This window comes from Rhizobium sp. BT04 (genome assembly GCF_030053135.1).
GTDB lineage: Bacteria > Pseudomonadota > Alphaproteobacteria > Rhizobiales > Rhizobiaceae > Rhizobium > Rhizobium binxianense.
Map to the genome: position 1 here is coordinate 2,329,207 of NZ_CP125652.1, position 24,620 is coordinate 2,353,826.

Annotated in this window: 21 protein-coding genes and 4 pseudogenes; 13 read left to right on the plus strand and 12 right to left on the minus strand. The window is 61.0% G+C overall.

The window, feature by feature from the left end; genetic code table 11:
* Window positions 1–27 precede the first annotated feature (27 nt).
* On the minus strand, window positions 28–540 hold the full coding sequence (locus tag QMO82_RS19875; RefSeq protein ID WP_085739052.1) for a MarR family winged helix-turn-helix transcriptional regulator: 513 nt from the start codon (window positions 538–540) through the stop codon (window positions 28–30).
* Window positions 541–625: 85 nt separating this feature from the next.
* Here QMO82_RS19875 and QMO82_RS19880 point away from each other — a divergent pair, with 85 nt between their 5' ends.
* From QMO82_RS19880 to QMO82_RS19910, 7 genes are all read left to right on the plus strand, one after another.
* The gene (locus QMO82_RS19880; protein ID WP_183609471.1) at window positions 626–1,414 is read left to right on the plus strand and encodes a creatininase family protein; all 789 of its coding nucleotides are present in this window, start codon (window positions 626–628) and stop codon (window positions 1,412–1,414) included.
* A gap of 146 nt (window positions 1,415–1,560) precedes the next feature.
* Complete coding sequence (locus tag QMO82_RS19885; protein WP_183609470.1) at window positions 1,561–2,655, plus strand: GTP-binding protein; 1,095 nt, start codon at window positions 1,561–1,563, stop codon at window positions 2,653–2,655.
* Window positions 2,655–3,644, plus strand: coding sequence for a WD40 repeat domain-containing protein (locus QMO82_RS19890; RefSeq protein ID WP_183609469.1), 990 nt, complete (start codon window positions 2,655–2,657; stop codon window positions 3,642–3,644). Before QMO82_RS19885 ends, QMO82_RS19890 begins: the two co-directional genes overlap by 1 nt.
* Before the next feature lie 15 nt (window positions 3,645–3,659).
* Window positions 3,660–4,157 carry a GNAT family N-acetyltransferase gene (locus QMO82_RS19895; RefSeq protein WP_183609468.1) on the plus strand — a complete coding sequence of 166 codons (498 nt, stop codon included), beginning with the start codon at window positions 3,660–3,662 and terminating at the stop codon, window positions 4,155–4,157.
* A gap of 92 nt (window positions 4,158–4,249) precedes the next feature.
* The gene (gene cysE / locus QMO82_RS19900; RefSeq protein WP_183609467.1) at window positions 4,250–5,068 is read left to right on the plus strand and encodes a serine O-acetyltransferase; all 819 of its coding nucleotides are present in this window, start codon (window positions 4,250–4,252) and stop codon (window positions 5,066–5,068) included.
* A 239-nt stretch (window positions 5,069–5,307) separates the two neighbouring features.
* Window positions 5,308–6,210 (plus strand): ABC transporter ATP-binding protein, encoded by a 903-nt coding sequence (locus QMO82_RS19905; RefSeq protein ID WP_183609466.1) that lies wholly within the window; start codon window positions 5,308–5,310, stop codon window positions 6,208–6,210.
* Window positions 6,210–7,010 (plus strand): hypothetical protein, encoded by an 801-nt coding sequence (locus QMO82_RS19910; RefSeq protein WP_183609465.1) that lies wholly within the window; start codon window positions 6,210–6,212, stop codon window positions 7,008–7,010. Before QMO82_RS19905 ends, QMO82_RS19910 begins: the two co-directional genes overlap by 1 nt.
* A 177-nt stretch (window positions 7,011–7,187) precedes the next feature.
* On the opposite strand, the gene QMO82_RS19915 is transcribed toward QMO82_RS19910, so the two are convergent.
* From QMO82_RS19915 to odc2, 7 genes and pseudogenes are all read right to left on the minus strand, one after another.
* Window positions 7,188–8,345 carry a GGDEF domain-containing protein gene (locus QMO82_RS19915; RefSeq protein ID WP_183609464.1) on the minus strand — a complete coding sequence of 386 codons (1,158 nt, stop codon included), beginning with the start codon at window positions 8,343–8,345 and terminating at the stop codon, window positions 7,188–7,190.
* 219 nt (window positions 8,346–8,564) lie between these two features.
* Window positions 8,565–12,812 carry an S-layer family protein gene (locus tag QMO82_RS19920; RefSeq protein WP_283196653.1) on the minus strand — a complete coding sequence of 1,416 codons (4,248 nt, stop codon included), beginning with the start codon at window positions 12,810–12,812 and terminating at the stop codon, window positions 8,565–8,567.
* A gap of 389 nt (window positions 12,813–13,201) precedes the next feature.
* A pseudogene (locus QMO82_RS19925) lies at window positions 13,202–13,824 on the minus strand (IS630 family transposase); the annotation flags it as partial.
* 55 nt (window positions 13,825–13,879) lie between these two features.
* Window positions 13,880–14,038: pseudogene (locus tag QMO82_RS19930) on the minus strand (IS701 family transposase); the annotation flags it as partial.
* 92 nt (window positions 14,039–14,130) lie between these two features.
* Window positions 14,131–14,535, minus strand: a pseudogene (locus QMO82_RS19935) (hypothetical protein); the annotation flags it as partial.
* A 603-nt stretch (window positions 14,536–15,138) separates the two neighbouring features.
* The gene (locus tag QMO82_RS19940) at window positions 15,139–15,729 is read right to left on the minus strand and encodes a GNAT family N-acetyltransferase (RefSeq protein ID WP_183609462.1); all 591 of its coding nucleotides are present in this window, start codon (window positions 15,727–15,729) and stop codon (window positions 15,139–15,141) included.
* A gap of 94 nt (window positions 15,730–15,823) precedes the next feature.
* On the minus strand, window positions 15,824–16,957 hold the full coding sequence (gene odc2 / locus QMO82_RS19945) for an ornithine/lysine decarboxylase (protein WP_012485255.1): 1,134 nt from the start codon (window positions 16,955–16,957) through the stop codon (window positions 15,824–15,826).
* A 530-nt stretch (window positions 16,958–17,487) separates the two neighbouring features.
* On the opposite strand from odc2, the gene QMO82_RS19950 reads away from it, so the two are divergent.
* The 3 genes from QMO82_RS19950 to QMO82_RS19960 all read left to right on the plus strand — a co-directional run bounded on the left by QMO82_RS19950 (window position 17,488) and on the right by QMO82_RS19960 (window position 20,223).
* Window positions 17,488–18,381: a LysR family transcriptional regulator gene (locus QMO82_RS19950; RefSeq protein ID WP_183609461.1), complete on the plus strand. Its 894-nt coding sequence runs from the start codon at window positions 17,488–17,490 to the stop codon at window positions 18,379–18,381.
* A 136-nt stretch (window positions 18,382–18,517) separates the two neighbouring features.
* Window positions 18,518–19,159, plus strand: coding sequence for a DUF1007 family protein (locus QMO82_RS19955; RefSeq protein WP_183609460.1), 642 nt, complete (start codon window positions 18,518–18,520; stop codon window positions 19,157–19,159).
* Window positions 19,153–20,223: a nickel/cobalt transporter gene (locus QMO82_RS19960; RefSeq protein ID WP_183609459.1), complete on the plus strand. Its 1,071-nt coding sequence runs from the start codon at window positions 19,153–19,155 to the stop codon at window positions 20,221–20,223. Before QMO82_RS19955 ends, QMO82_RS19960 begins: the two co-directional genes overlap by 7 nt.
* Window positions 20,224–20,310: 87 nt before the next feature.
* Here QMO82_RS19960 and QMO82_RS19965 read toward each other — a convergent pair whose 3' ends face one another.
* The 4 genes from QMO82_RS19965 to QMO82_RS19980 form a co-directional block, all read right to left on the minus strand.
* On the minus strand, window positions 20,311–20,517 hold the full coding sequence (locus tag QMO82_RS19965) for a hypothetical protein (RefSeq protein ID WP_183609458.1): 207 nt from the start codon (window positions 20,515–20,517) through the stop codon (window positions 20,311–20,313).
* Entirely contained in the window at window positions 20,514–21,209 is a 696-nt protein-coding gene (locus tag QMO82_RS19970) for a GNAT family N-acetyltransferase (RefSeq protein ID WP_183609457.1), read from the minus strand. The genes QMO82_RS19965 and QMO82_RS19970 overlap by 4 nt, the downstream gene beginning before the upstream one ends.
* Window positions 21,210–21,376: 167 nt before the next feature.
* Window positions 21,377–22,096 (minus strand): tellurite resistance TerB family protein, encoded by a 720-nt coding sequence (locus QMO82_RS19975; RefSeq protein ID WP_097618184.1) that lies wholly within the window; start codon window positions 22,094–22,096, stop codon window positions 21,377–21,379.
* Between the two features lie 110 nt (window positions 22,097–22,206).
* The gene (locus tag QMO82_RS19980; RefSeq protein ID WP_047616308.1) at window positions 22,207–22,845 is read right to left on the minus strand and encodes a 2-dehydro-3-deoxy-phosphogluconate aldolase; all 639 of its coding nucleotides are present in this window, start codon (window positions 22,843–22,845) and stop codon (window positions 22,207–22,209) included.
* Window positions 22,846–22,999: 154 nt separating this feature from the next.
* On the opposite strand from QMO82_RS19980, the gene QMO82_RS19985 reads away from it, so the two are divergent.
* From QMO82_RS19985 to QMO82_RS19995, 3 genes and pseudogenes are all read left to right on the plus strand, one after another.
* Entirely contained in the window at window positions 23,000–23,488 is a 489-nt protein-coding gene (locus QMO82_RS19985; protein ID WP_183609456.1) for a CYTH domain-containing protein, read from the plus strand.
* Window positions 23,466–24,389, plus strand: a complete 924-nt coding sequence (locus QMO82_RS19990; protein WP_183609455.1) for a CHAD domain-containing protein — start codon at window positions 23,466–23,468, stop codon at window positions 24,387–24,389. The genes QMO82_RS19985 and QMO82_RS19990 overlap by 23 nt, the downstream gene beginning before the upstream one ends.
* Window positions 24,373–24,549, plus strand: a pseudogene (locus QMO82_RS19995) (VOC family protein); the annotation flags it as partial. The gene QMO82_RS19990 and the pseudogene QMO82_RS19995, both read left to right, overlap by 17 nt.
* Between the last annotated feature and the right edge of the window lie 71 nt (window positions 24,550–24,620).

Sequence of the window (24,620 nt, forward strand, 5' to 3'; positions counted from 1 at the left end):
GGAGGCAATTCGTCTTTCAGGGAAATTTCAGTCTTCGTCCGGTTCTTCGATGTGAAGGGCCTCGGCCTGCAGATTGCCGTCGATCGCTTTCAGCAGCCGGACGAGATTGCGGATTTCCTTGTCGGAGAATTCCAGCGTCGCCAGCCTGTCGCAGGCAGACGCCGCCATCTCGATCGCCTGCACGCTGCCGCGGCCGAGTTCGGTGAGATAGACCTTGGTGAGTCGCGCATCCTCGGCATCGGGCTTGCGCTCGAGGAAACCCTGCGCCTCCATGCGGCCGATCGTGCGCGTCATCGTCGGCGCCTTGACGCCGAGCTTCTGGGCAAGGCCGCCGGCCGTCATGCCGTCGCTTTCGGCGAGCGAGAGAATGACGCCGTCCTGGCCGGCATAGAGGCCGCTTTCGAGAAGGTTGCGCGACAGCACCGTACGCATGGAACGAGCCGCCTGGGTCAGCGCCGGAGAGAGGTCGACGAGCGTATACTCGGTCTGGTCCTTCTTCTTGGACTTGTTCTTTTTGCCGTCCTTATGCTTCTTTCCCATGGCCATCCCTTTGATCTTTAAGCCCCGGCGCCGCTGCGATATGACATTGCCCAGGATCTCGTCATAAACAAGAGGCTACGACCGGATGATGACGCCTTCGCCGCGCTTCGAGGACAGCAACCCGGCCTTTGCTCCCGGCGAAGGCCGGCTGATCGCCGTGCTGCCGCTCGGCGCCCATGAGCAGCACGGCCCTCACCTGCCCTTCGAAACCGACACGCTGATTGCCGAAGGCATCGCCGGACGATTGCAGATGGCCTTGCCCGCCGGCCTGCCGGTCACCTTCCTGCCCGCCGAATCCGTCGGCTACTCCATAGAGCATATGGATGTCGAAGGAACGAAGACGCTTGCTTTCGACGAAGCGGTCACCCGCTGGCTCGCCATCGCCGAAAACCTGGCGAAGCAGGGCATCCGCAAATTCGTGATGCTGAATGCCCATGGCGGCAATTCGCCCGTCATGACGATCGTCGCCACCGAGGCGCGGGTCCGCTTTGCCATGCTGGCGGTGGCAACGAGCTGGACCCGCTTCGGCCTGCCGGACAGCGTGATCACCCCTGAGGAGAAGGCGATCGGCATCCATGGCGGCGATATCGAGACTTCGGTGATGCTGGCGCTTGACCCCGACAGGGTCGATATGGCGAAAGCGGCGGACTTTTCCTCGAGGCAGACGGAATTCGCCGGACGCTTCAAACATCTGCGCGCCTACGGGCCGCATGCCTTCGGCTGGAAGATGTCGGATCTCAATACCACCGGCGCAGCAGGCAATGCCGCGGCGGCGACGGCTGAAAAGGGTGAGGCGCTGATTGCGCATGCGGTGAAGGGGCTGGTCGAATTGCTGGAGGATGTCGACGCCTTCGACGTCACGCAACTCCGCTGAAGATGGAACCTGCACCGGGCAACCGATGTGATCTTATAACATTATAAAACCCTTTGAACTGCCGCGCCCATGCCATTATATGAGACCAACCGTTCAAGCAGCCGATCCCAAGCCGCTCGGCCGCACGCCTAATCCTAGAGGTTCTCATGACCGACGCGATCTCCACCCAGAAGCCCATTCCCGTCACCGTGCTCACCGGTTATCTCGGCGCCGGCAAGACGACCTTGCTCAACCGCATCCTTTCCGAAAATCACGGCAAGAAATATGCGGTCATCGTCAATGAGTTCGGCGAAATCGGCATCGACAACGACCTGATCGTCGAGTCGGACGAAGAAATCTACGAAATGAACAATGGCTGCGTCTGTTGCACGGTGCGCGGCGACCTGATCCGCGTCGTCGAGGGCCTGATGCGCCGCCCCGGCCGCTTCGACGGCATCATCGTTGAGACGACGGGCCTCGCCGATCCGGTGCCGGTCGCCCAGACCTTCTTCATGGATGATGACGTGCGCGCCAAGACCGAGCTCGACGCCGTTGTCGCTCTGGTGGACGCCAAGCACCTGCCGCTGCGCCTGAAGGACAGCCGCGAGGCAGAGGACCAGATCGCCTTCGCCGACGTTGTCGTCATCAACAAGAGCGACCTCGTCACCCCGGAAGAACTTGATGTGATCGAGGACATCGTCCGTGCCATCAACCCGGCCGCCCGCGTCTACAAGACCAGCCGCTCCGGCGTCGACCTTGCCCGCGTGCTCGACCAGGGCGCCTTCAACCTGGAGCGCGCGCTCGAAAACGATCCGCATTTCCTGGAACATGGCCATGACGACCATGTCTGCGGGCCGGACTGCGATCACGACCACCACCATCATGATCACGATCATCACCACGGGCACGACCATCATGACCATGGCGCCCATAACCACGGTGCAATGTCGGCGATCCATGATGTGACGGTGCAGTCGGTGTCGCTGCGCGGCGGTCAGATGAACCCGGAGCGCTTCTTCCCCTGGATCCAGAAGGTCACCCAGACACAGGGGCCGAATATTCTCCGTCTCAAGGGCATCATCGCCTTCAAGGACGATCCCGAGCGTTACGTCGTTCAGGGCGTGCACATGATCATCGAGGGCGATCACCAGCGGCCATGGAAGGAAGGCGAAAAGCATGAAAGCCGTCTCGTCTTCATCGGCCGCGATCTCGACCGCGAAAAGCTCGAAGCCTCCTTCAAGGCCTGCGAGGCAGCCGTCTGATGCCGACAGTTGCACCGCTTGATCTCGACGGCCATGTTCTGGCCGTCGAATTTTTAGGTGATGTCCCTTTCTTCGCGAATGCAAACGGCACGTTTCACCGGCTGGATGGCGGCGACAGGGTCTGCGAAGCCCACCAAGGCATGCTCACCGTCATCCGCGATCCCTATAGCGAGAGCCTGATCTCGGGCGGCGAGGACGGCAAGGTGCTGCGCATCGCCGCCGATGGCAGCGTCAGCGAGATCGCCACGGCGCCGCGCAAGTGGATTTCGCAGGTCGCAGCCGGCCCGCAGGGCGCCGTTGCCTATTCCTACGGCAAGAGTTCGCTGGTGCGTCTTGCCGATGGCACGACCAAGGAATTCCCCGAGGAGCGCACCGTCGAAGGCCTTGCCTTCGCGCCGAAAGGCCTGCGCATCGCGGCGGCGCGTTATAACGGCGTGTCATTGCACTGGGTTGGCATGAGCGCCAAGCCGGTCGATCTTGAATGGAAGGGTGCGCATACCGGCGTCACCTTCTCGCCAGATGGTAATTTCCTCGTCACCTCGATGCAGGAAAATGCGCTGCACGGCTGGAAACTCGACAGCAAGCCGGGTGCCGAGGCTCGCCACATGCGCATGACCGGCTACCCTGCCAAGGTGAAATCGCTCTCCTGGTCGGTCAAGGGCAAGTGGCTCGCCTCTTCGGGCGCGCCGGCGGCCATCGTCTGGCCGTTCCAGGGCAAGGACGGGCCGATGGGCAAGGCGCCGCTCGAACTCGGCACTCGCGCCAATATCATGGCGACCGCGGTGAAATTCCATCCGCTGGAGGATATCCTCGCCATCGGCTTCATCGACGGCATGATTCTGGCCGTGCGCATCGCCGACAGCAAGGAGGCGCTGCTGCGTCGCCCCGGCAAGGGCGCAGTCACGGCGATGAGCTGGAGCAAGGACGGCAAGCTGCTCGCCTTCGCCTCCGAAGCCGGCGATTGCGGCGTCGTCGATATTTCGGCCTGAGCTATATTGGCGGCAATGGACGACCCCCCGACGGAAGCTGAGATCGTAGCGCTCTCGTCCGATCACATGCAGGCGGCCGCAGCGATCAGGCGTGTCGCCCTGTGGCAGCGGCTCCCCTGGCTGCCGGATCTGCATACGCCTTGGGAAGATGAGCAGTACTGGCGCATGCACCTGCTGCCGAACTGCACGATATTAGGTGCCGCCATGGGCAACCGGCTCATCGGCGTCATCGCCTATGGCGACAACTGGATAGAGCAGCTCTATATCCTCCCCGACTTTCAAGGCATGGGCATCGGCTCTCTGCTTCTCGGCTGCGCCAAGGAGGAGATGGGCGAGATCAGGCTCTGGACGTTCCAGCGTAATATCGGCGCACGTGCTTTCTACGAACGCCACGGTTTTGCCGCCGCGGAGGAGACCGACGGCGCCGATAACGAGGAAAGAGAGCCGGATGTGCTGTATCATTGGCGCCGGCTTCCGGAATTGACGCCGGTCCTGCAGCCGTCAGATGGCTAGATTATCAGGGCTTGCCAAATGCCTTGCCCGGGCGAAACATGAACTGCACGCAGCGGGCGCTTGCGCCGCCGTCGCTGACAAAGGAAACGGAAATGGCGAAATCAACCGGCCTCGGTTTGGCCGAGCAACAGCCGCAGCCTTTGGGCGGCGCATCGGTCTGGGCCGTGATCCGCACCGAGGCGGCCGAGCTTGCCGCACGCGAGCCGATCTTGCGGCGGCTGCTTGCCGCGGAGGTAACGGACGCCGCCGACAACAAGGAGATCATTGCCCGTGTTCTGGCCGCGCGGCTTTGCGTGGCCCAGGTGGAAACGGGCAATCTGTTTGATCTCATCCTCTCCACACTGAACGACGATATCATGCGAAAGGTCGAGGCCGATCTCGCAGCCGTGCGCGAGCGCGATCCGGCCTGCACGACGTTTCTGCACGCGCTTCTGAACCTCAAGGGCTTTCATGCGCTTGAGACGCATCGCATCGCCCATACACTCTGGAACGCCGGCCGGCCGGAGATCGCCAGCTGGCTCGCCAATCTCGCCTCGCTGGTCTTCGGCCCGGATATCCACCCCGCCGCCCGGATCGGCGCTTCCATCATGCTCGACCACGGCTCGGGCATCGTCATCGGCGAAACGGCTGTCATCGAGGATGAAGTCTCGATCCTGCAGAATGTCACGCTAGGCGGCACCGGCAAAGAAACCGGCGACCGCCACCCGAAGATCCGCCACGGCGTGATGATCGGCGCCGGCGCCAAGATCCTCGGCAATATCGAGATCGGCGCCTTCAGCAAGGTTGCCGCCGGCAGCGTCGTGCTGAAGCCGGTCCCCGAGCATTGCACGGTCGCCGGCGTGCCGGCAACACTCGTGCGCGTCCACCGCGCCGACGAAATCCCAGCAGAGACGATGGATCAGAATATCTAGAGCAGATCCTCTGATCGACGAATCGATTGCGATGCGACGACGGAGCTCGAAGCTGTTTCAACATCCACGGCTCAGGCCAGTTTGGACAACGGAAACGGGAAAAATTCGCCAGTCGGACACTTTTCAATCAACGAGAGTTCGGTATTTTGAGCGCATGCTTTCGAAAGCGCGTCTCGGAGCAAGAACGGTTGCAGGCGCCAGCTTCGCGACCGGTCAGGGTCTGTTGAATGGAATGACGAATGGCACCCGATCACATCGTTGACGCAATTACGATTTCCGGGGTGGAAAAGAAGTTTGGACGCGGACGGCAAGCAGTGATTGCTCTTGATGGGCTGTCGCTGCGTATTCCGCGTGGAAAGATATTCGGTCTGCTTGGCCCAAACGGCGCCGGCAAGAGCACGTTGTTACGGATCATCGCTGGCCTCGTCCGGCAAGACAAGGGAAGCGTCGAATTGTTCGGCCGCCGCCCGGACCAGGCTTCCCGGCGCAGGGTCGGCATGCTGATCGAGGCGCCGACCATCTATCCGTTCCTGACCGCACGAGAGCATCTGCGCATGCTGGGATCATATTCGGAAAGGCGCCTGCACGTCGACGCTGTCCTTCGACGTGTGGGGATATTTGCTGCGGCAGACAAAAAGGCGGGAGAGTTCTCGCTGGGAATGAAGCAGCGGCTCGGGATTGCATGCACGCTGATTTCCAGACCCGATGCCATCATCCTCGACGAGCCCACGAACGGCCTCGACCCAGACGGCATCCTGCAAATGCGGGCTCTCTTGAGAGAATTGGCAGAACAAGATGGAACAACGGTTCTCTTTTCCAGCCATCTCCTTGATGAGGTCGAGCGCGTCTGCGATCACATCGCGATCTTGCGGCAAGGCCGGGTCGTCGTTGAAGGAGATGTTGCCCATCTCCTCGATCGGGAAGGACGGTTTTGGCTCGATGTCGATCGACCGGCAGAGATCGTCGACCGCCTCGGCGCGATTGCCGAGCTTGCCGATGGCGGCCTCTATGTCCGGCTCGAGCGCAAACATATCCCAGATCTCCTGAGATCCATCGTTTCTGCGGATATCAAGGTGTATGAAGCGAAATGGGTGAAGCCGGACCTGGAAACTGTGTTCTTGTCCCAGACGAGGAATGATTGATGACAGGCCTCGTTCGCTTCGAGCTGCTAAAGCTTGCCAGACAGCCGGCGCTGCTTTTCTGGGGGTTCTTTTTCGTCCCGTTGGCGGTGACGGTGTTCAAACTGTTCCTGATCTTATTCATCGTCATACGGTCACTCCAGTCTCCGGCAACGGGATCCGATTTGATCCTCGCAGCAGCCAAGTCGCTCAGCATCTCCGGAAACTCGCTGGCGCAGCTCTTGTTTGCAATCGGCATAGCGGGCGTGTTTCACCTTGAATATCGTCTGGCGACCTGGCGCCTCGTGGTGCCGAGAGCGTCACGGGTTTCGATTTGGCTTGCCAAATTCCTGACCTGTCTCTTTTGCATTTTCATCAGCCTGTCCGTGCTTGTGCTTGGCGACTTTTCGGTTGATATCGTCGCGGCTTTCACCAGCCCCGGTTCGTCATCGCTGGAAATCCATCCTGATAGCGTTCAGATGCTGATCATCTCGTCGGCAATTGCCACGATGGAACTGACCGTCTTGATTGCGCTCGTTTCGGCAATGGCGATCCTCACACGCTCATTGATTGCAGCGGTCCTGCCGGCCTTCATGCTCGCAATCGTTTCGTCAATCATGCAAGTCTATCTGGGAACAACGACATCTCCCGTCCCATTGCCCGCGTTCAGCGCAGAAATGCTGCGGACATGGTTGTTTGACCAAAGCCGCGACGTCACTGACGCCTATGCATGGAGCGGACTTGCGATTTTGACATTATGGCTCCTTGTGGGAATTGCGATTGGGTCAATCGGCTTTGCAAGGCAGCAATTGTATTCCGAGTGAGCTATTGATGTGGGTGAGGACCTGCCGCAGACCGCTCCAAGGGCTGGTCGAACGCATGCCATTTTGTGAAACTGATGAGTTGCCACGAGTGCGTAGCTTGTAACAATGCGATGCTCTTGAGAGGACTCGAGCTGCAGGCCGGACGGATCGCTCCGAGATAGGAGACTCACCCCTTCTCTAAGCAGCCTGCTGATTTTCTCCGCAGGCTTCGACCCGGTTGCGACCTTCGCGCTTCGAACGATAGAGCGCCTCATCCGCCTTCTGCATCAGCCGTTCAAAATCCCCGTCGTTTTCACGACGCGCGGCAACACCGATACTCAGCGTCGGAAAGACGGCCAGATCCAGCCGTTGCATGACGGCGGCGGCAAAGGTGAGACGGAGGCGGTCGGCAATCAGCACCGCATCTTCGCGGGAGACATTTTTCAGCACGACCAGAAACTCATCCCCACCTTGACGGGCGAGCAGATCGCCGGACCCCATGATGTCTCGCGCAACACCGGCGAAAAGCCGCAGCATTTCGTCGCCGGCGGCATGACCATGCCGGTCGTTCAACTGCTTGAAATGGTCGATATCGATGATCAGCAGCGATACCGGCCGGGAACCGAGAGCGGGCAGATGCTGGGCAAGGCCGCCGCGATTGAGCGCACCGGTTAGTGGATCGTGGTGAGCGAGTTCGGTCAGCTGATTTCGGCTGCGCTCAGCGGCCATCAGCACCATGGCCATGCTGCGCAGCATGATGAAAGCGACCGCCGATACCGCCATCCAGCTATGAATTGCACTGCCGCCGAAAGGATCCGGCCCGCCGATCTCGCCGGTCGCCGCAAGAATGCTGCGAACCGCAAAGATCATGGCAGTGCAGGCATAGAGGCCGACAAGCAGGGCTGCCGAATAAAGCTTCTCGCGCCGGACGATGCTGACGGCTTCCCTTGCGACGGCAAGATCGCACAGGCAGCAGATGACGGAGACGTAGAGGAGCCGGGCCGATACGGCCGAAGGGTTGCTGACGATAAGCACGACAGGCACGCTGACGAGAAAGATGGCGAGCCAGAAAGTCCGCTGGTCGAGCGCTCGTCCCGAAAAGACGCGCACGGCAAAGAACATCAGCATGTAGCCCGCAATGGTGACGATATTGCCGCCATCGATCGAGACGGAATAGGGAACGAAATTGCGCAGCGCGACGAGGAAGGACCCGACACCGACAAGCAGGTTGCTCAAGCCCCACCACAGCGGCCACCTCTCGAAGCGGCCGGTCGCATAGGCTGCGAGCTGGAGAACGCCCAGCACGAAACAACTCACGGCAACAATGAAATAAATAGTCCTGAGATCCAGCAGCATGACGCTTTCCCGAGGTTCTGGCGGCGGAACCTACAGCAAGCATTTTTCAGTTTGATTGGGGGCTTCGCTAAAAATTGAACGATTGCTGGTTTTCCTGCTGCGTGACTCAAGGTGTTACAGCATCCGCCGCCAAAAAACTGGCGCTAAATTTCAAACAGGAAAGCCGGCCAGTGGCCGGCTTTCCTTCTGGTTTGTAACCCAGACCTTTTCGCTTGTTGATCAAAACTCGTGATATGCTGTGAGCAACGCTTGGACTTGGTCGTTGTTCATTGCGGCAATTTGTTGAGCTTTGAAGCCGCCAATTTGATCTTCGCTGAGGCCAGCGATGTCCGCCACCTCAAGACCTGTGATTGCTTTCGTGTTGATTGCGCCGATGTCATCAACAGAGAACTTTGCCAGATCGGCGGTGCTCATTGCTGTGATCTGAGCCGCGCTTAGGGACGCTGTTTGCGCAGTGGTGAGCGCTTCGATCTGGCTCTCGGTCATCGCATCGATCTGCCCGGCCTTGAGACCTGCAACCGCCTTGACGTTGATCGCCGCGACCTGACCTTCCGTCAGCGCACCAATCTGGCCAGTCGTCAGCGAGCCAACCTGACCAGACGTCAGAGCACCGACCTGAGCCGTGCTCAGTTTGGCGACCTGTGCCGTCGTCAACGCGCCAATCTGTTCGTTCTTCATGGCCGCAATCTGCGGAGCCTTCAAACCAGCAAGCTGATCGTCGGTCAGAGCAGCAACAGCCGTGGTCGAAAGACCGGTGATCGCATTGGCGCTGATCGCGCCGATCTGTTCCGCTGAGAACTTGGCCAGACCGCCGGTGCTGATGGCACCGATCTGGGTCGAGCCCAGAGCGCCGATCTGGCCAACGGTCAGGGCACCCGCCTGCGTGTCCGTCAGAGCGCCGATCTGCCCGACCGTGAGACCTGCAACCGCCTTGACGTTGATCGCCGCGACCTGACCTTCCGTCAGCGCACCAATCTGGCCAGTCGTCAGCGAGCCAACCTGACCAGACGTCAGGGCACCGACCTGAGCCGTGCTCAGTTTGGCGACCTGTGCCGTCGTCAACGCGCCAATCTGTTCGTTCTTCATGGCCGCAATCTGCGGAGCCTTCAGACCAGCAAGCTGATCATCGGTCAGAGCAGCAACAGCCGTGGTCGAAAGACCGGTGATCGCCTTGGCGCTGATCGCGCCGATCTGTTCCGCTGAGAACTTGGCCAGACCGCCGGTGCTGATGGCACCGATCTGGGTCGAGCCCAGAGCGCCGATCTGGCCAACGGTCAGGGCACCCGCCTGCGTGTCCGTCAGAGCGCCGATCTGCCCGACCGTGAGACCTGCAACCGCCTTGACGTTGATCGCCGCGACCTGACCTTCCGTCAGCGCACCAATCTGGCCAGTCGTCAGCGAGCCAACCTGACCAGACGTCAGGGCACCGACCTGAGCCGTGCTCAGTTTGGCGACCTGTGCCGTCGTCAACGCGCCAATCTGTTCGTTCTTCATGGCCGCAATCTGCGGAGCCTTCAGACCAGCAAGCTGATCATCGGTCAGAGCAGCAACAGCCGTGGTCGAAAGACCGGTGATCGCCTTGGCGCTGATCGCGCCGATCTGTTCCGCTGAGAACTTGGCCAGACCGCCGGTGCTGATGGCACCGATCTGGGTCGAGCCCAGAGCGCCGATCTGGCCAACGGTCAGGGCACCCGCCTGCGTGTCCGTCAGAGCGCCGATCTGCCCGACCGTGAGACCTGCAACCGCCTTGACGTTGATCGCCGCGACCTGACCTTCCGTCAGCGCACCAATCTGGCCAGTCGTCAGCGAGCCAACCTGACCAGACGTCAGGGCACCGACCTGAGCCGTGCTCAGTTTGGCGACTTGTGCCGTCGTCAACGCGCCAATCTGTTCGTTCTTCATGGCCGCAATCTGCGGAGCCTTCAGACCAGCAAGCTGATCGTCGGTCAGAGCGGCAACAGCCGTGGTCGAAAGACCGGTGATCGCCTTGGCGCTGATCGCGCCGATCTGTTCCGCTGAGAACTTGGCCAGACCGCCGGTGCTGATGGCACCGATCTGGGTCGAGCCCAGAGCGCCGATCTGGCCAACGGTCAGGGCACCCGCCTGCGTGTCCGTCAGAGCGCCGATCTGCCCGACCGTGAGACCTGCAACCGCCTTGACGTTGATCGCCGCGACCTGACCTTCCGTCAGCGCACCAATCTGGCCAGTCGTCAGCGAGCCAACCTGACCAGACGTCAGGGCACCGACCTGAGCCGTGCTCAGTTTGGCGACCTGTGCCGTCGTCAACGCGCCAATCTGTTCGTTCTTCATGGCCGCAATCTGCGGAGCCTTCAGACCAGCAAGCTGATCATCGGTCAGAGCAGCAACAGCCGTGGTCGAAAGACCGGTGATCGCCTTGGCGCTGATCGCGCCGATGTCCTCGGGAGAGAACTTGGCTAGGTCGGCCGCACTCATAGCGCCAAGCTGGCTAGCGCTTAACGCCGCCGTCTGTACAGGGCTGAGCGCTTCGATCTGGCTCTCGGTCATCGCATCGATCTGCTCGGCCTTGAGACCTGCAACCGCCTTGACGTTGATCGCCGCGACCTGACCTTCCGTCAGCGCACCAATCTGGCCAGTCGTCAGCGAGCCAACCTGACCAGACGTCAGAGCACCGACCTGAGCCGTGCTCAGTTTGGCGACCTGTGCCGTCGTCAACGCGCCAATCTGTTCGTTCTTCATGGCCGCAATCTGCGGAGCCTTCAGACCAGCAAGCTGATCGTCGGTCAGAGCGGCAACAGCCGTGGTCGAAAGACCGGTGATCGCCTTGGCGCTGATCGCGCCGATCTGTTCCGCTGAGAACTTGGCCAGACCGCCGGTGCTGATGGCACCGATCTGGGTCGAGCCCAGAGCGCCGATCTGGCCAACGGTCAGGGCACCCGCCTGCGTGTCCGTCAGAGCGCCGATCTGCCCGACCGTGAGACCTGCAACCGCCTTGACGTTGATCGCCGCGACCTGACCTTCCGTCAGCGCACCAATCTGGCCAGTCGTCAGCGAGCCAACCTGACCAGACGTCAGGGCACCGACCTGAGCCGTGCTCAGTTTGGCGACCTGTGCCGTCGTCAACGCGCCAATCTGTTCGTTCTTCATGGCCGCAATCTGCGGAGCCTTCAGACCAGCAAGCTGATCATCGGTCAGAGCAGCAACAGCCGTGGTCGAAAGACCGGTGATCGCCTTGGCGCTGATCGCGCCGATCTGTTCCGCTGAGAACTTGGCCAGACCGCCGGTGCTGATGGCACCGATCTGGGTCGAGCCCAGAGCGCCGATCTGGCCAACGGTCAGGGCACCCGCCTGCGTGTCCGTCAGAGCGCCGATCTGCCCGACCGTGAGACCTGCAACCGCCTTGACGTTGATCGCCGCGACCTGACCTTCCGTCAGCGCACCAATCTGGCCAGTCGTCAGCGAGCCAACCTGACCAGACGTCAGGGCACCGACCTGAGCCGTGCTCAGTTTGGCGACTTGTGCCGTCGTCAACGCGCCAATCTGTTCGTTCTTCATGGCCGCAATCTGCGGAGCCTTCAGACCAGCAAGCTGATCATCGGTCAGAGCAGCAACAGCCGTGGTCGAAAGACCGGTGATCGCCTTGGCGCTGATCGCGCCGATCTGTTCCGCTGAGAACTTGGCCAGACCGCCGGTGCTGATGGCACCGATCTGGGTCGAGCCCAGAGCGCCGATCTGGCCAACGGTCAGGGCACCCGCCTGCGTGTCCGTCAGAGCGCCGATCTGCCCGACCGTGAGACCTGCAACCGCCTTGACGTTGATTGCCGCGACCTGACCTTCCGTCAGCGCACCAATTTGGCCAGTCGTCAGCGAGCCAACCTGACCAGACGTCAGGGCACCGACCTGAGCCGTGCTCAGTTTGGCGACCTGTGCCGTCGTCAACGCGCCAATCTGTTCGTTCTTCATGGCCGCAATCTGCGGAGCCTTCAGACCAGCAAGCTGATCATCGGTCAGAGCAGCAACAGCCGTGGTCGAAAGACCGGTGATCGCCTTGGCGCTGATCGCGCCGATCTGTTCCGCTGAGAACTTGGCAATGCCGTCATCGCCGAGCGCAGCAATCTGCGTAGCACTAAGCGCACCAATTTGCTTTGCAGTCAGATCACCGACCTGGTCGGCCGTGAGCGAATCAAGCTGAGAGTTATCCATCGCTGACACTTGCGAAGCGTCTAAGCTTTGGATTTTGGCGGCATCGAGAACAGCCAATTGAGCAACGGTCAGACCCTTGATGGAAGATGCCGAAATTGATGCAAGCTGGCTGCCGTTCAACTCGGTAAAGTCCTCAACCTCCAGCGCGGCTACTTGATCCTTGCTCAAGGCCTTCACCTGGGTCGCATTCAAGGAACCTACTTCTTCCTTAGTCAAAGAAGTAATCGTCGCGGTGGAAAGAGATTTGATCTGAGTTGCGGTAAGAGAAGAAACAATGGAGGTCATCTATGGAGCGCCTTTAGGTTGACCGATTGCGATGTTATTCCTGCCAGCGGTGTCGCGAGAAGCACCGCCGCTTGGAGCGGATCCTGCGCTTCGACGTCGCTCGCCGTCTAGCCGATACGGAACGCACCGACGACTCGGATCTTGGGAACATGAAAGTGACGAAACATCGCTCGGCGGAGCCAAGGCGTCGGGAAGGCATCATGCTCACAGGGCGAAAATGGACCCTGTCTCCCTAACCTGAAAACACCATGACTTGCCAATCAAGCCGGTGTCCTCGAATTCGATTACCGAGTACGCAAATATTTTGGACATCAGAATTCTGCTCAAATAACTATCCGGCAAATGTCTAATTTCAGGTTAACGGCGACGCGGTCTAGAGCAGATCCTGTTCAATCCGGGTCATATCCTGCAGCTCTCAAGTAGTTTGCGCATTCTCCAGGGGGGAACCGGGGTAGCAAGGCGCCGACTGCGTCCCATAGCGCATCAATCTTTCGCTCCGCTCTTGCCCGCAACATCGCTTTCAATTTCGAGAATGCGTTTTCGATGGGATTAAAGTCGGGACTATAGGGCGGCAGAAACACGCGTTTGGCGCCGGTGCGCTCGATGGCTTCGCGCACCCCGGCTGCCTTGTGGGCCGGCAGGTTATCCATAACGACGACGTCGCCGGTCTGAAGGGGCGGCGAAAGCACTTACTCGACACAAGCCATCGCTCCATCGTAGACGAAGGGTGCGGTCATGCCTGTGAGGCGGAGCGCGCAGGTGAATGTCGTTGTTTTCCAATGGCCGTGCGGTATGCCAGTCCGATAACGCTCGCCTCGAATTGCGCGTCCGCGCAACCGTGCCATTTTGGTCGACAGGCCGTTCGACGGGCAATCGATTCACTGGATCGATTGCTTCTCCGTCTCACCATCTATAAAGATCAGCCTATCGGGATCGAGATCAAGCTGACCATCGAACAGGCACATCGCCGCTTCAGGACATCCGGCCGATCCTGCTCCAATGCATGTGCGCTCCACGAGATTGCGTTCACAGTATAGGGCATAGTCGCAGGCAACCTACGGCGATGTCTTTCGCCGCCAAGGGCCGGGATCGCCGGCCGCCTCCGCCCGCATCCAACCCGTCTTGCGCCGCTCTTCTCCCAGCAAACCGTCCAGAAATTGGCTCGCTGAATTCGCTACCCGCTCCTGCGTGAACAGCCGTCGCATTCGCACTTTCACATCACGCAAGGAGGACGCTCAAGGCTCCAGTGTCGTCTCTATCGATACACCTGCCATCCACGACCTCCAAATCATGGAGACCTATAGATTCAGGCAATGCACGTCGCCACATCCGCGGGGCTCAGGGCCGCAATCTGCAGCGAACTGAGGACGCCGACTTGGGATGACGTCAAAGCCTCTGCTTGCGCCGTCGTCAGCGCGCTGATCTGCTTGGTCGTGATTGCTGCGATCTGCAGCGAGGTTAAACTTTCGATGGCGGACGTCGTCAGTACGGCCAGTTGATCAAGAGTGAGGCCGGATACGGCACCTTGCGAAATTGCGCTCAACTGCTGAGAGCTGAGGACCTCTACGTCTTCAGTATCCAAGGCGGTGATTTGAGCCGACGACAGGACACTGATCTGCTTCGTGGAAAGAGTTGCTACGTCTTCCGTCGTCCAGGCAGCGACAGCCGCCGTCGAAAGCGACCTGATCTGAGTGAAACTGTAGGAAGAAACTATCGAGGTCATAGACAAGACTCTTTCAGCAGCCGATATGAACGGGATCGGGATGTCGCAGCCTGGCAAGGCGCGTCTTACCGATTCGCAGGAAATGAATGTCTCCAAAATTCGCCGCCAGCCTAGGTTGGCTGGCTTGCGTGAACCTGTGATTGTTCCTGCTGGAGTCCTGATCGCCGCTTGATCCCGACCCAACCGTCTGCAGCTGGAAGGCGACCGCACGCGCGCTCGCGAAACGGGCAATCGACCAGATCGGGTGCCTGCGGCTCGGATGACGCTCCCGTCAAAACCTGGAATTACCACGCGTCGGGATATAGAAGCCGGCGAGACGCCAAATGCCGATCATCGCAGACATTGCATATGAGCGGACGGAGACGCAATGTCCACGCAAATGATGCGCGGCGCGGCGCGCCGACAAGGGCTACGACGCGGAAGACTAGGCCAAGACGAGGCCGGGCGGGCGCAGCTCAAGCTGCGTGGCCTGGGCAAGGTGAAGCTGGCCACCGGCTGAAGCGCGTCGCATCAAATTTGATTCATGCGATGCGCTTCAGCTGTTTGTTTTATGCATGCCGTTATCCCGGAACCGCTGCACACTCCGGGCGACACGCATTGGCTTCAGGCGGCGCGGCGAACCGGCGCGCTGGCCAGTATGCGTCCCGAAGGGACGATCATGCCGGCCGCGCCGTCAAGCCAGCCTTCCGTAAGCTCGAGCGCCAGAAAGCGCGAGCGTTCGAACGGGCCTGGCATGACAAGATGGCGAGCCTTCTCGGCAAAAAAGCCGAAACGCTCGTAATAGGCAGCATCGCCGACGAGCAGGACGGCGCCATGCCCGCGCTTCTTCGCTTCGAGGATCGCCGCGCGCATGAGCGCCGAGCCGATGCCTTTGCCGCCGCAATGCGGCGCAACGGCGAGCGGCCCGAGCAGCAGCGCATTGATCGGCGTGCCTTCGTCGTTGACGCCGGCCTCGATGTTCCAGAGCCGCACCGAGCCGATGACATGGCCGTCGCGATCGCGCGCGACGAGCGCGAGGCCCTCGGCCGGCACGCGATTGCGGCGGATCTTCTCCGACGACTTCTTGCGGCGATCCGGGCCCATGACGCGGTCGAGCAGGTTTTCACGGGCAACGACATCCGAAGGATTTTCGGCATCGATGGCGAAAGTGGTGGGCGCAAAGAATGCGCGGACAGAATCAAGAACAGCGGCCATCTTGGCCTCCCGTACCCAATACCGTTATCAGCGGCGATGAAGGAAAATTGTGAAGTTGCCGCCCCGGCTGGTTACGGGGCCGGCGGAAACGACCTTAGATGACGTAGGCCTTCAGCGGCTCGAAACCGTTGAAAGCGACCGCCGAATAGGTCGTCGTATAGGCGCCGGTGCCTTCGATCAGGACCTCGTCGCCGATCGAAAGGGAGATCGGCAGCGGATAGAGGTTCTTCTCGTAGAGCACGTCGGCCGAATCGCAGGTCGGGCCGGCAATGACGCAGGGCTCCATCTCGTCGCCGTCGTGCTCCGTACGGATCGGATAGCGGATGGCTTCGTCCATCGTCTCGGCGAGACCGCCGAACTTGCCGATGTCGAGGAAGACCCAGCGCGCATCGTCATTGTCCGACTTCTTCGAAATCAGCACGACCTCAGCCTTGATGACGCCGGCATTGCCGACCATGCCGCGGCCCGGCTCGATGATCGTCTGCGGGATCTGGTTGCCGAAATGCGTGCGCAGCGCCTGGTAGATCGACTTGCCGTAAGCTTCCGCGGACGGAACGTCGCGCAGGTACTTGGTCGGGAAGCCGCCGCCCATGTTGACCATCTGCAGGTGGATGCCCTGCTTGGCAAGCGAGACGAAGACGCGCTTGGCATCGGCAAGCGCCGAATCCCAGGCATCGACCTTGGTCATCTGCGAACCGACATGGAACGAGACGCCGTAGGACTGCAGGCCGAGCTGATGGGCGTAGACGAGAACGTCGACAGCCATCTGCGGCACGCAGCCGAACTTGCGCGAGAGCGGCCATTCGGCGCCTTCGCCGTCCGTCAGCACGCGGCAGAAGACGCGGGCGCCGGGAGCGGCGCGCGAGATCTTCTCGACTTCCTCGTGGCTGTCGACGGCAAAGAGGCTGACGCCGAGCGCATGCGCGCGGGCGATGTCACGTTCCTTCTTGATCGTGTTGCCGAAGGAGATGCGGGCGGCGGTCGCACCGGCTTCGAGCGCCATTTCGATTTCGGCAACGGATGCGCAATCGAAATTGGAGCCGAGGCCTGCGAGCAGCTTCAGCACTTCCGGGGCCGGGTTGGCCTTGACGGCGTAATAGATGGCGCTGTCCGGCATGGCGTGACGGAAAGCGTGGAAATTGTCGCGAACCACATCGAGGTCAACCACGAGGCAGGGACCGTCGGGACGTCGGGTTGCGAGAAAGTCGCGGATGCGCTGGGTGGTCATATCGATTCCCTCTTCCAATTCCAGAGCTCCGGCATGAACCGGAGGACAAAGGGCATACGAGAACTCGCATTGGAACCAGCCGGTGGAGACCCCGGAACCATAGCAAGCGCTCGATGCGCGGATAGTGAACCAACGCCGCGGATGCGGTGTAAGTTCGGCTTTGTCTGCCATGGATTGGAGGGAGAATCCCAACCGCACTTCCGGCAATGATGGTGTGCCTCTTCAGTAACCCCCGCTGATGGAAAGCAGGGAGAGAACAAAAAGGCCCGCACCGTCGTTGCTTCAGGCGTCCTCGCATTTTCCGGTTGGCCGGAATAGCGACTGGAGGGGTTAATTCCAGGTACCTTACCGATTTCCTCACCAATTCGAGGGTTCGGCGGACACCCATGGGCACGTGCGACTTTGGGCTGAGTGGGAAATAAGAATATTCGCCTTCACAATCAAGCGGTTTTTTGATCTCGAGGCTAAAAAAATAATTGAACAAAACAAGCCAATTTGTTCAATATTCCGAAACAGCCTGGAGGGGTGCCATGGATACCTTGACCCGCATACGCGCCTTCATCGATGTCGTCGAAGCCGAAGGCTTTTCCGCTGCGGCGCGACGCACCGGCCGTTCGAAGGCGCTGCTCTCCAAATATGTGCGCGAGTTGGAGGATGAGCTCGGCGCTCTGCTGCTCAACCGCACCACCCGGCAGTTCTCGATGACCGAGGCCGGCCACACCTATTACCGCACCGCTTCCGATATCCTCAAGGAGATCGACAACCTCGCCGACCTCGTGCGCGAGAACAATGCGCAGCTCAAAGGACGGCTGCGCATCTCGGTGCCGCGCACCTTCGTCGACGCCGATGTCGGCCAGTCGCTGATTGATTTCGCCAAAGAGAACCCGGACCTTTCGCTGGAGATCGCCGCCGACGACCGGTTCGTCGATCTGATCGAAGAAGGCTTCGATGTGGCGATCCGCGTCACCAAGCTCGAGGATTCCGGCATGATCGCCCGCAAGATCTCGGATTTCCGCGTCCATCTCTGCGCCACTCCGGAATTTCTCGAGCGCCATCCGAACATCGAGCATCCGACCGATATTTCCAACGTCCCCTTCATCGTCGATACCAATGCGCGGAGCCAGGCGAGCATCCGCTTTCACAATCCCGACAACACCTCATTCGCCGTCGCCGTTTCCGGGCCGATCGAGGTCAACAGTCCGCATGCGACATTGCGCGCAGCACTCGCCGGCATCGGCATCGCCCTCATCCCGGATTTCATCGCCCGCAAGCCGATCGAGAGCGGCGAACTGGTGACGCTGTTCAACGACTACCTCCCGACCGACCGCGGCATCTACGCCGTCTATCCGCACCGGCGCTACTTGCCGGCCAAGGTGAGGATCTTCGTCGACTACCTGCACAACTGGTTCAAAAAGCATCCGTAATGCCACCCTTCTCAAGCGATGCGACACTCCGTCCCGGTTCAGCCTCCGGTTCCGCGAATCCGATGCGGAGCCCGGTCCCAATTCCGTCCCAATTTCTGGCAAGAAGTCAGGGTCACCGAACAGGGCAGCGGGATAGATGAGATATTCGACGATACTGATGGCCGCGCTTCTTTCGCTGGCGCCGGCCGCCGCCTTTGCCCATCCGCACATCTTCGTGGAGGCTCGCCTCGAGGTCGTGGCCGACAAGGACGGCAGCGTCGAGGAATTGCGCAATGTCTGGCGCTTCGACGAGGTCTTCTCCTCCTCGGTGGTCATGGATTTCGACAAGAACACCGATCTGAAGCTGGAGCCGAACGAGCTCGCGGAGGTCGGGAAAACGGTGAAGCAGTCGCTTGCCGAATACGATTACTACATGAACCTGACGATCAACGGTAAGAATATCACCGTCCAGAAGCCCGATATCATCCATGTCGACTACAAGGACGGTCAGCTGCTGATGTTTTTTGCGGTGAAACCGGCGGAGAAGATGCCGCTCAAGGGCAGGCTCACCTTCGGCGTCTACGACCCGTCGCTTTATACCTCGATCGATTTTCCGACAGACAACGAACTTTCATTGGTCGGCGACGGCTTCAAAGCCTGCAAGCATCAGGTGGTAAGACCTGATGCCGACCAGGTGATCTCGCAGAACAAGCAGTCGCTGACCGACGCCTTCTTCAACGATCCCACCGGCACCAACATGTCCAAACTCTTCGCCACCCGGCTGGAGGTCACATGCTGATGAGACGCCTGACCCTTTCCGCTGCAGTCCTCGCGCTCCTGACGGCGGCAAGTCTCGCCCATGCGCAGTCGCCGCTCGGCATCGGCACGGCGGAGCCGAGCTTCCAGCCGACCGGCGGGCCGCTCGCACCGCTTTTGCTCTATGTGAATTATGAACAGCAGGCCTTTTACCGGGCACTGACCGAAGCCTTGAAGGCGATGCGCCAGGATCCGTGGCAGCTGGCATCGCTGATCGGCCTCTCCTTCGCCTACGGCGTCTTCCATGCCGCCGGCCCCGGCCACGGCAAGGCGGTCATCTCCTCCTACATGATCGCCAACGAGATCGAGCTGAAGCGCGGCGTCGTCATTTCCTTCATTTCGGCTTTTATCCAGGGCGTCGTCGCGGTGGCGCTGGTCGGCGGTGCCTGGCTGGTGCTGCGCGGCACCGGCATCACGCTGACGGCGGCGACCCATGCGATGGAGATCGCAAGCTTCGTCATGGTCATCCTCTTCGGCGGCTGGTTGCTGTTGCGCAAACTGCGCTCGATGGTGGGCAACATGCCGCGCCGCCGGCTGATGGCCACATCTGCCGGTCCGGTCAGCATGATGCTCGACTGGAAGGACAATGCCGCCGAACGCCAGACCTATGCCTTCAACGGCAAGGCGCAGGCCGTCGAAGCCGGCCACACCTTCGTTCCCGGCATGGTCTGCGAGACCTGCGGCAATGCCCATGTGCCTGATCCGGCCCTGCTCTCCGGCGACAGGTTCAGCGCCCGCGAGGCCTGGTCGGCGATCGTTGCCGTCGGTCTTCGCCCCTGCTCCGGCGCTTTGCTGGTGATGACCTTCTCGCTGTTGAACGGGCTTTATCTCGGCGGCGTGCTTTCCGTCGCCGCCATGTCGCTCGGCACGGCGATCACCGTTTCCCTGCTTGCCACCCTTGCCGTCACCGCCAAGAGTGCCGCCGTCCGCCTCTCCGGCCACGGCTCGACCGCCTCGGTCTGGATCGGCAACACCATCGAAATCCTCGGCGCCGTGCTTGTCATCCTGATGGGCGCCCTGCTGCTCGGGGCCTCGCTGCAGGGCTAGCAATTCCAGCAAGGCTGCGCAGCGGCTTTGCCAGGCAAAGCGTGAAACGCTTTTGCCGGGAATTGCGCAACGCTCAATGCTGTCGGCCTATTTCTCCTGGCCGCGCTGATAGCGCGCCCGCAGCCAGAAGACCACGAAGAACGCCAGGATCAGGCAGACGCCGACGACGATCGCCAGCGTCGGCGAGAAATTGCCGATCCACAGCACGATGGTCGGCAGGAAATAGATGACGAGGCTGGCGCCGAGCAAGATGATGCCGGCGGCGATTGCCTGCGAGCGGCTTTCCGGGCTCATGCCAGCCTTTCCTTTTCCAGATCGGCGCGGATATCCTGCAGGCGGCGGATCTGGTTGCCCTCGGCGTCGAAATTGCCCGGCGAAAGCCAGGCCTCGAAGGCGTCGTTGATCGTCGGCCATTCGGCATCGATCATCGAGAACCAGGCTGTGTCGCGGTTGCGATGCTTGGAGATCATGTGCTGGCGGAAGACGCCTTCGAAGCTGAAACCGTAACGCGCGGCCGTCGTCTTGCTCGCCTCGTTCTTATTGTCGCATTTCCATTCGTAGCGGCGGTAGCCGAGTTCCTCGAAGACGTGCTTGGCCATCAGATAATGCGCTTCGGTGGAAAGCGGCGAACGCTTCATCTCCGGACCATGCGCCACGCCGCCGATCTCGACGACGCCGTTTGCCGGGTCGGCGCGCATATAGTTCGCCATGCCGACAATCTTTCCGGTGGCGTTGTCACGGAAGATATGGGTGAGCCAGCCGGACTTGGTGTAGACCGTTTCCAGCCAGTTGGCGAAATCGTCGATACCGGAAAAATCGTCCTGCGCGAAATAGAGAAGCAGCGGGTTGATGCCCATGCCGCCGAGCCCGTCCCACAGGGCCTGGAGATGTTCCGCGCGCCGATAGGGCTCGACGGTGACGAAACGGCCCTTCAGCATGACCGGCTTCGGCGCCGGGCAGCCTTTGAAATTTGCAAGATCCCGCATGTTCACTCCCCTTGTCTAGGAGTGGATAGGCCAGCCGCCCGACAAAGGCAACCGGCCTAAAGCGCGTCGCAATCTTTCAGTTTCGCTCGTCGCGCTTTAGGACTTTATTTCTAAGCATGTCGTTATCGCAAAACCGCTGCACACTTTTGCGCGCCATGCCTTAGATGTCACTGTGACAAGGTCACCTTGGCGGAGGAGACCGTCGCCTCGATATGGTCGACCAGTTGGTCGGCAAGGCCGAGCCGGCCGGCGAGGAGATCGAGATAACCGCGCTCGGCGCGCGAATCCGGCTCGATGGTGAGCCGCGAGGCGGTGTAAAGTTCGACGCGCTGTTCTTCCGTCCTCGCGGCAGCGACGAGTGCATCGAGATCCGTCGGCGAAGCGAGTTCCCGCTCGATGAAGGCCGCAGCCTCGCCGCTGACATCGGCCGCCTTGACCTTGTCCATGATGAGGGCGCGTTCGGCATCGTCGATATGACCGTCGGCCTTGGCGGCGGCGATCATCGCGCGGATCAGCACCAAAACGAATTCATTGCTGCCGGCAGGCGACGCCGGCCCGAAACCGGATTCGACCGGCGGCGGCAGGAGAACCGGATTGTTGGCCGAGGGCGCATCCGAGGGGGCTGCGGGCGCCTGCCCCGCCTGGTAATTCTTGTAGGCCTGGTAGCCGAGGCCGGCAATGGCGGCAAGACCGCCGATCGCCAATGCATTGCCGGCAATACCCCGGCCGGTCTTGGTGCCGAGAAGCGCGGCGGCAATCGCACCTGTCGCCAGCGGGTTGTTTTTAGCCGTCTGAACAGCGTCGCCCGCCCTGTCGCGAACCGAACCGCCGAGACCCGGCACCTGCGAACCCAAGAACTGGTCGAGAAGCTTCTTTGCGTCGAACATTCCTCGTCATCTCCCTGTTTGAAGCTGGAGAGGTACATAGGTTTGCGACGGCTGAAATACAAATTGAGGAGTGGGGATTATGCCCGAAGGCCGACCCACCCTGCCGAAACTCAGGCCTTCAGTGCCGCCGCTTCTGCCGCGAGCCTGGTAATGCCAGCCCAGTCGCCGGCTGCGACCAGTTCCTTCGGCGCCACCCAGGAGCCGCCGACGCAGATGACATTCGGCAGCGAGAGATAATCATTGGCGTTCTTCAGCGAAATGCCGCCGGTCGGGCAAAACAGCGTGCCGGCGAGCGGCGAAGAGAGCGCCTTTAGCAAGGCCGCGCCACCGGCCTGCTCCGCCGGGAAGAATTTCAGCACTTGATAGCCTTCTTCGCGCAAAGCCATCACTTCGCTGGCGGTCGCAGCCCCGGGAAGCAATGGCACATCGGAGTCGGCGGCGGCATCGAGCAGTTCCTGTGTCGTGCCCGGGCTGACGATGAACTTCGAACCGGCCTCGACGGCGGCTTGCCAATGGGCGGCATTCAGGATCGTGCCGGCGCCGACTTCGGCGCCCTCGACCTCGGCGGCGACGGCGCGCACGGCATCGAGTGCCGCCGGCGTGCGCATGGTGATCTCGATCGCCTTCAGGCCGCCCGCGACGAGCGCGCGGGCCAGCGATACCGCCGACTTCGCATCGTCGACGATCAAGACCGGAACGACAGGCTGGAGTTTCAGGATGGAAAGGAGCTTTTCGGTTTTCTCGCCCATGGTCGTGCGACTTCCTTGAAACGATTGAATTCGGATCCCGAATAACGCTCCCGCCGACCCTTGTCGAGATAAAACCAGACCATATGACAAGATGGGTATGAAATGCGTGGAAATTGGTCTACCGTGCCGCAATCGTCACAAAAGGTTCACCGATATGGCGAAAGAGATCGAGCGGAAGTTTCTTGTACGCAGCGATGGATGGCGTTCCGCCGTCGAGGCGAAGTCTGTCCTGAGGCAGGGTTACATCGCCTCGATGGACGACCGTTCCGTCCGGGTGCGCATCCTCGACGGCAAGAGTGCGAGACTGACGATCAAGATCGGCCGCAGCGCCATCACCCGGGACGAATTCGAGTACGACATCCCGATCGCCGATGCCGAAGAGCTGTTGCAGAATGCGATCGGCATCGTCATCGAGAAGACACGCTACCGCGTTCCGCATCAGGGTTTCGTCTGGGAGGTCGACGTCTTTGCCGGCGAACATCGCGGGCTTGTCATCGCCGAGGTGGAGATGACGGCCGAAACCGACAATCCGGCCCTGCCCGCCTGGCTCGGCCGCGAAGTAACCGGTGATTTCCGCTATTCCAATCAGGCCCTTGCCACAGAATACGAGCACGACAGGCATGGCCTATCGCATTCGGCCTGACGCCGATTTCACCGACGAGTTCCGCAGTGTCGCGACGGAGCAATTGGAACGCGCCGCCGCGGTTCTCGAGGAACGCCCGGACGGCGCGCATGAGGCGATCCATTCCTTCCGCAAGAACCTGAAACGATTGCGTTCGCTCTACCGCCTCGTGGCCCGCGAGGTACCGGATTTCCAGGCCCGAGAAAACGCCAGGCTGCGCGATGCCGCGCAGTCGCTGTCAGCGATCCGCGATGCGGCCGCCCTCATCGGCACCGCGCAATATCTGCAGCAGTCGGCCCGTGGGCCGGAGGAGAGCGAGGCGCTCGGCCGCATCGTCACGATTCTAGAAGGACGCCGCGACTGGATGGCGGCTGCCGAAAGCGACCTGGAACAGCGGCTGACGGAAACCTCCGGCGTTCTGCAGGAGGCGATCGCTGCCCTGGGTGGAGTCTGTTTTGATGGCGGCCATCGCAAGACTGCCCGCAAGCTGGGGAAGAGCTGGCGCCGAACCGCGCGGAAGGCGAAGGCAGCACTGGCGGCCTGCCACGGCGAGGCATCGGCCGACGATTTCCATACTCTGCGCAAACGCACCTACGACTACCGGCTCTATCACGGCCTTTTGCGCGATGCCTGGCCTGGCGCGATGAAGGCCAAGCGCGATGCGGCCAGGGAACTCGTCGAGGATCTCGGCCATATCCACGATCTCGCCGTGCTCTCCGAACTCGTCGAAGCCGAGCCGCAGCTCTTCACCCGCAACGATGATCTGGCCCATCTGCTCGACGCCATCATCTTCCGCCAGCAGGAAGACCGGCGGCAAGCGCTTGTCAAAGCCGAAACCGTCTTCACCGATGATCCCGACGAGGAAGCGCAGCGGATCGAGCTTCTGTGGCTGACGGCCGGGAGTTCTCGGCTTTACCGGTGAACCGGCAACGGAGCCGGTGGTTTTCGGCTGGATGCCGGCGCTGTCGATCTATTTCAAGGATCCAGACGGGCACTCGATCGAGTTCATCAGCATTCTCGACGACACCCCCGACCGGAGCTTCGGCGTGCGGCCGTTTTCCGAGTGGCAGGCGCGAGCGTAGTCGGCCGCCTGCCGAAGCCGCCGCTGGCAAGGGCAATTGCGCGGCCCGCCGATTTTCTGTATTTCCTGGCG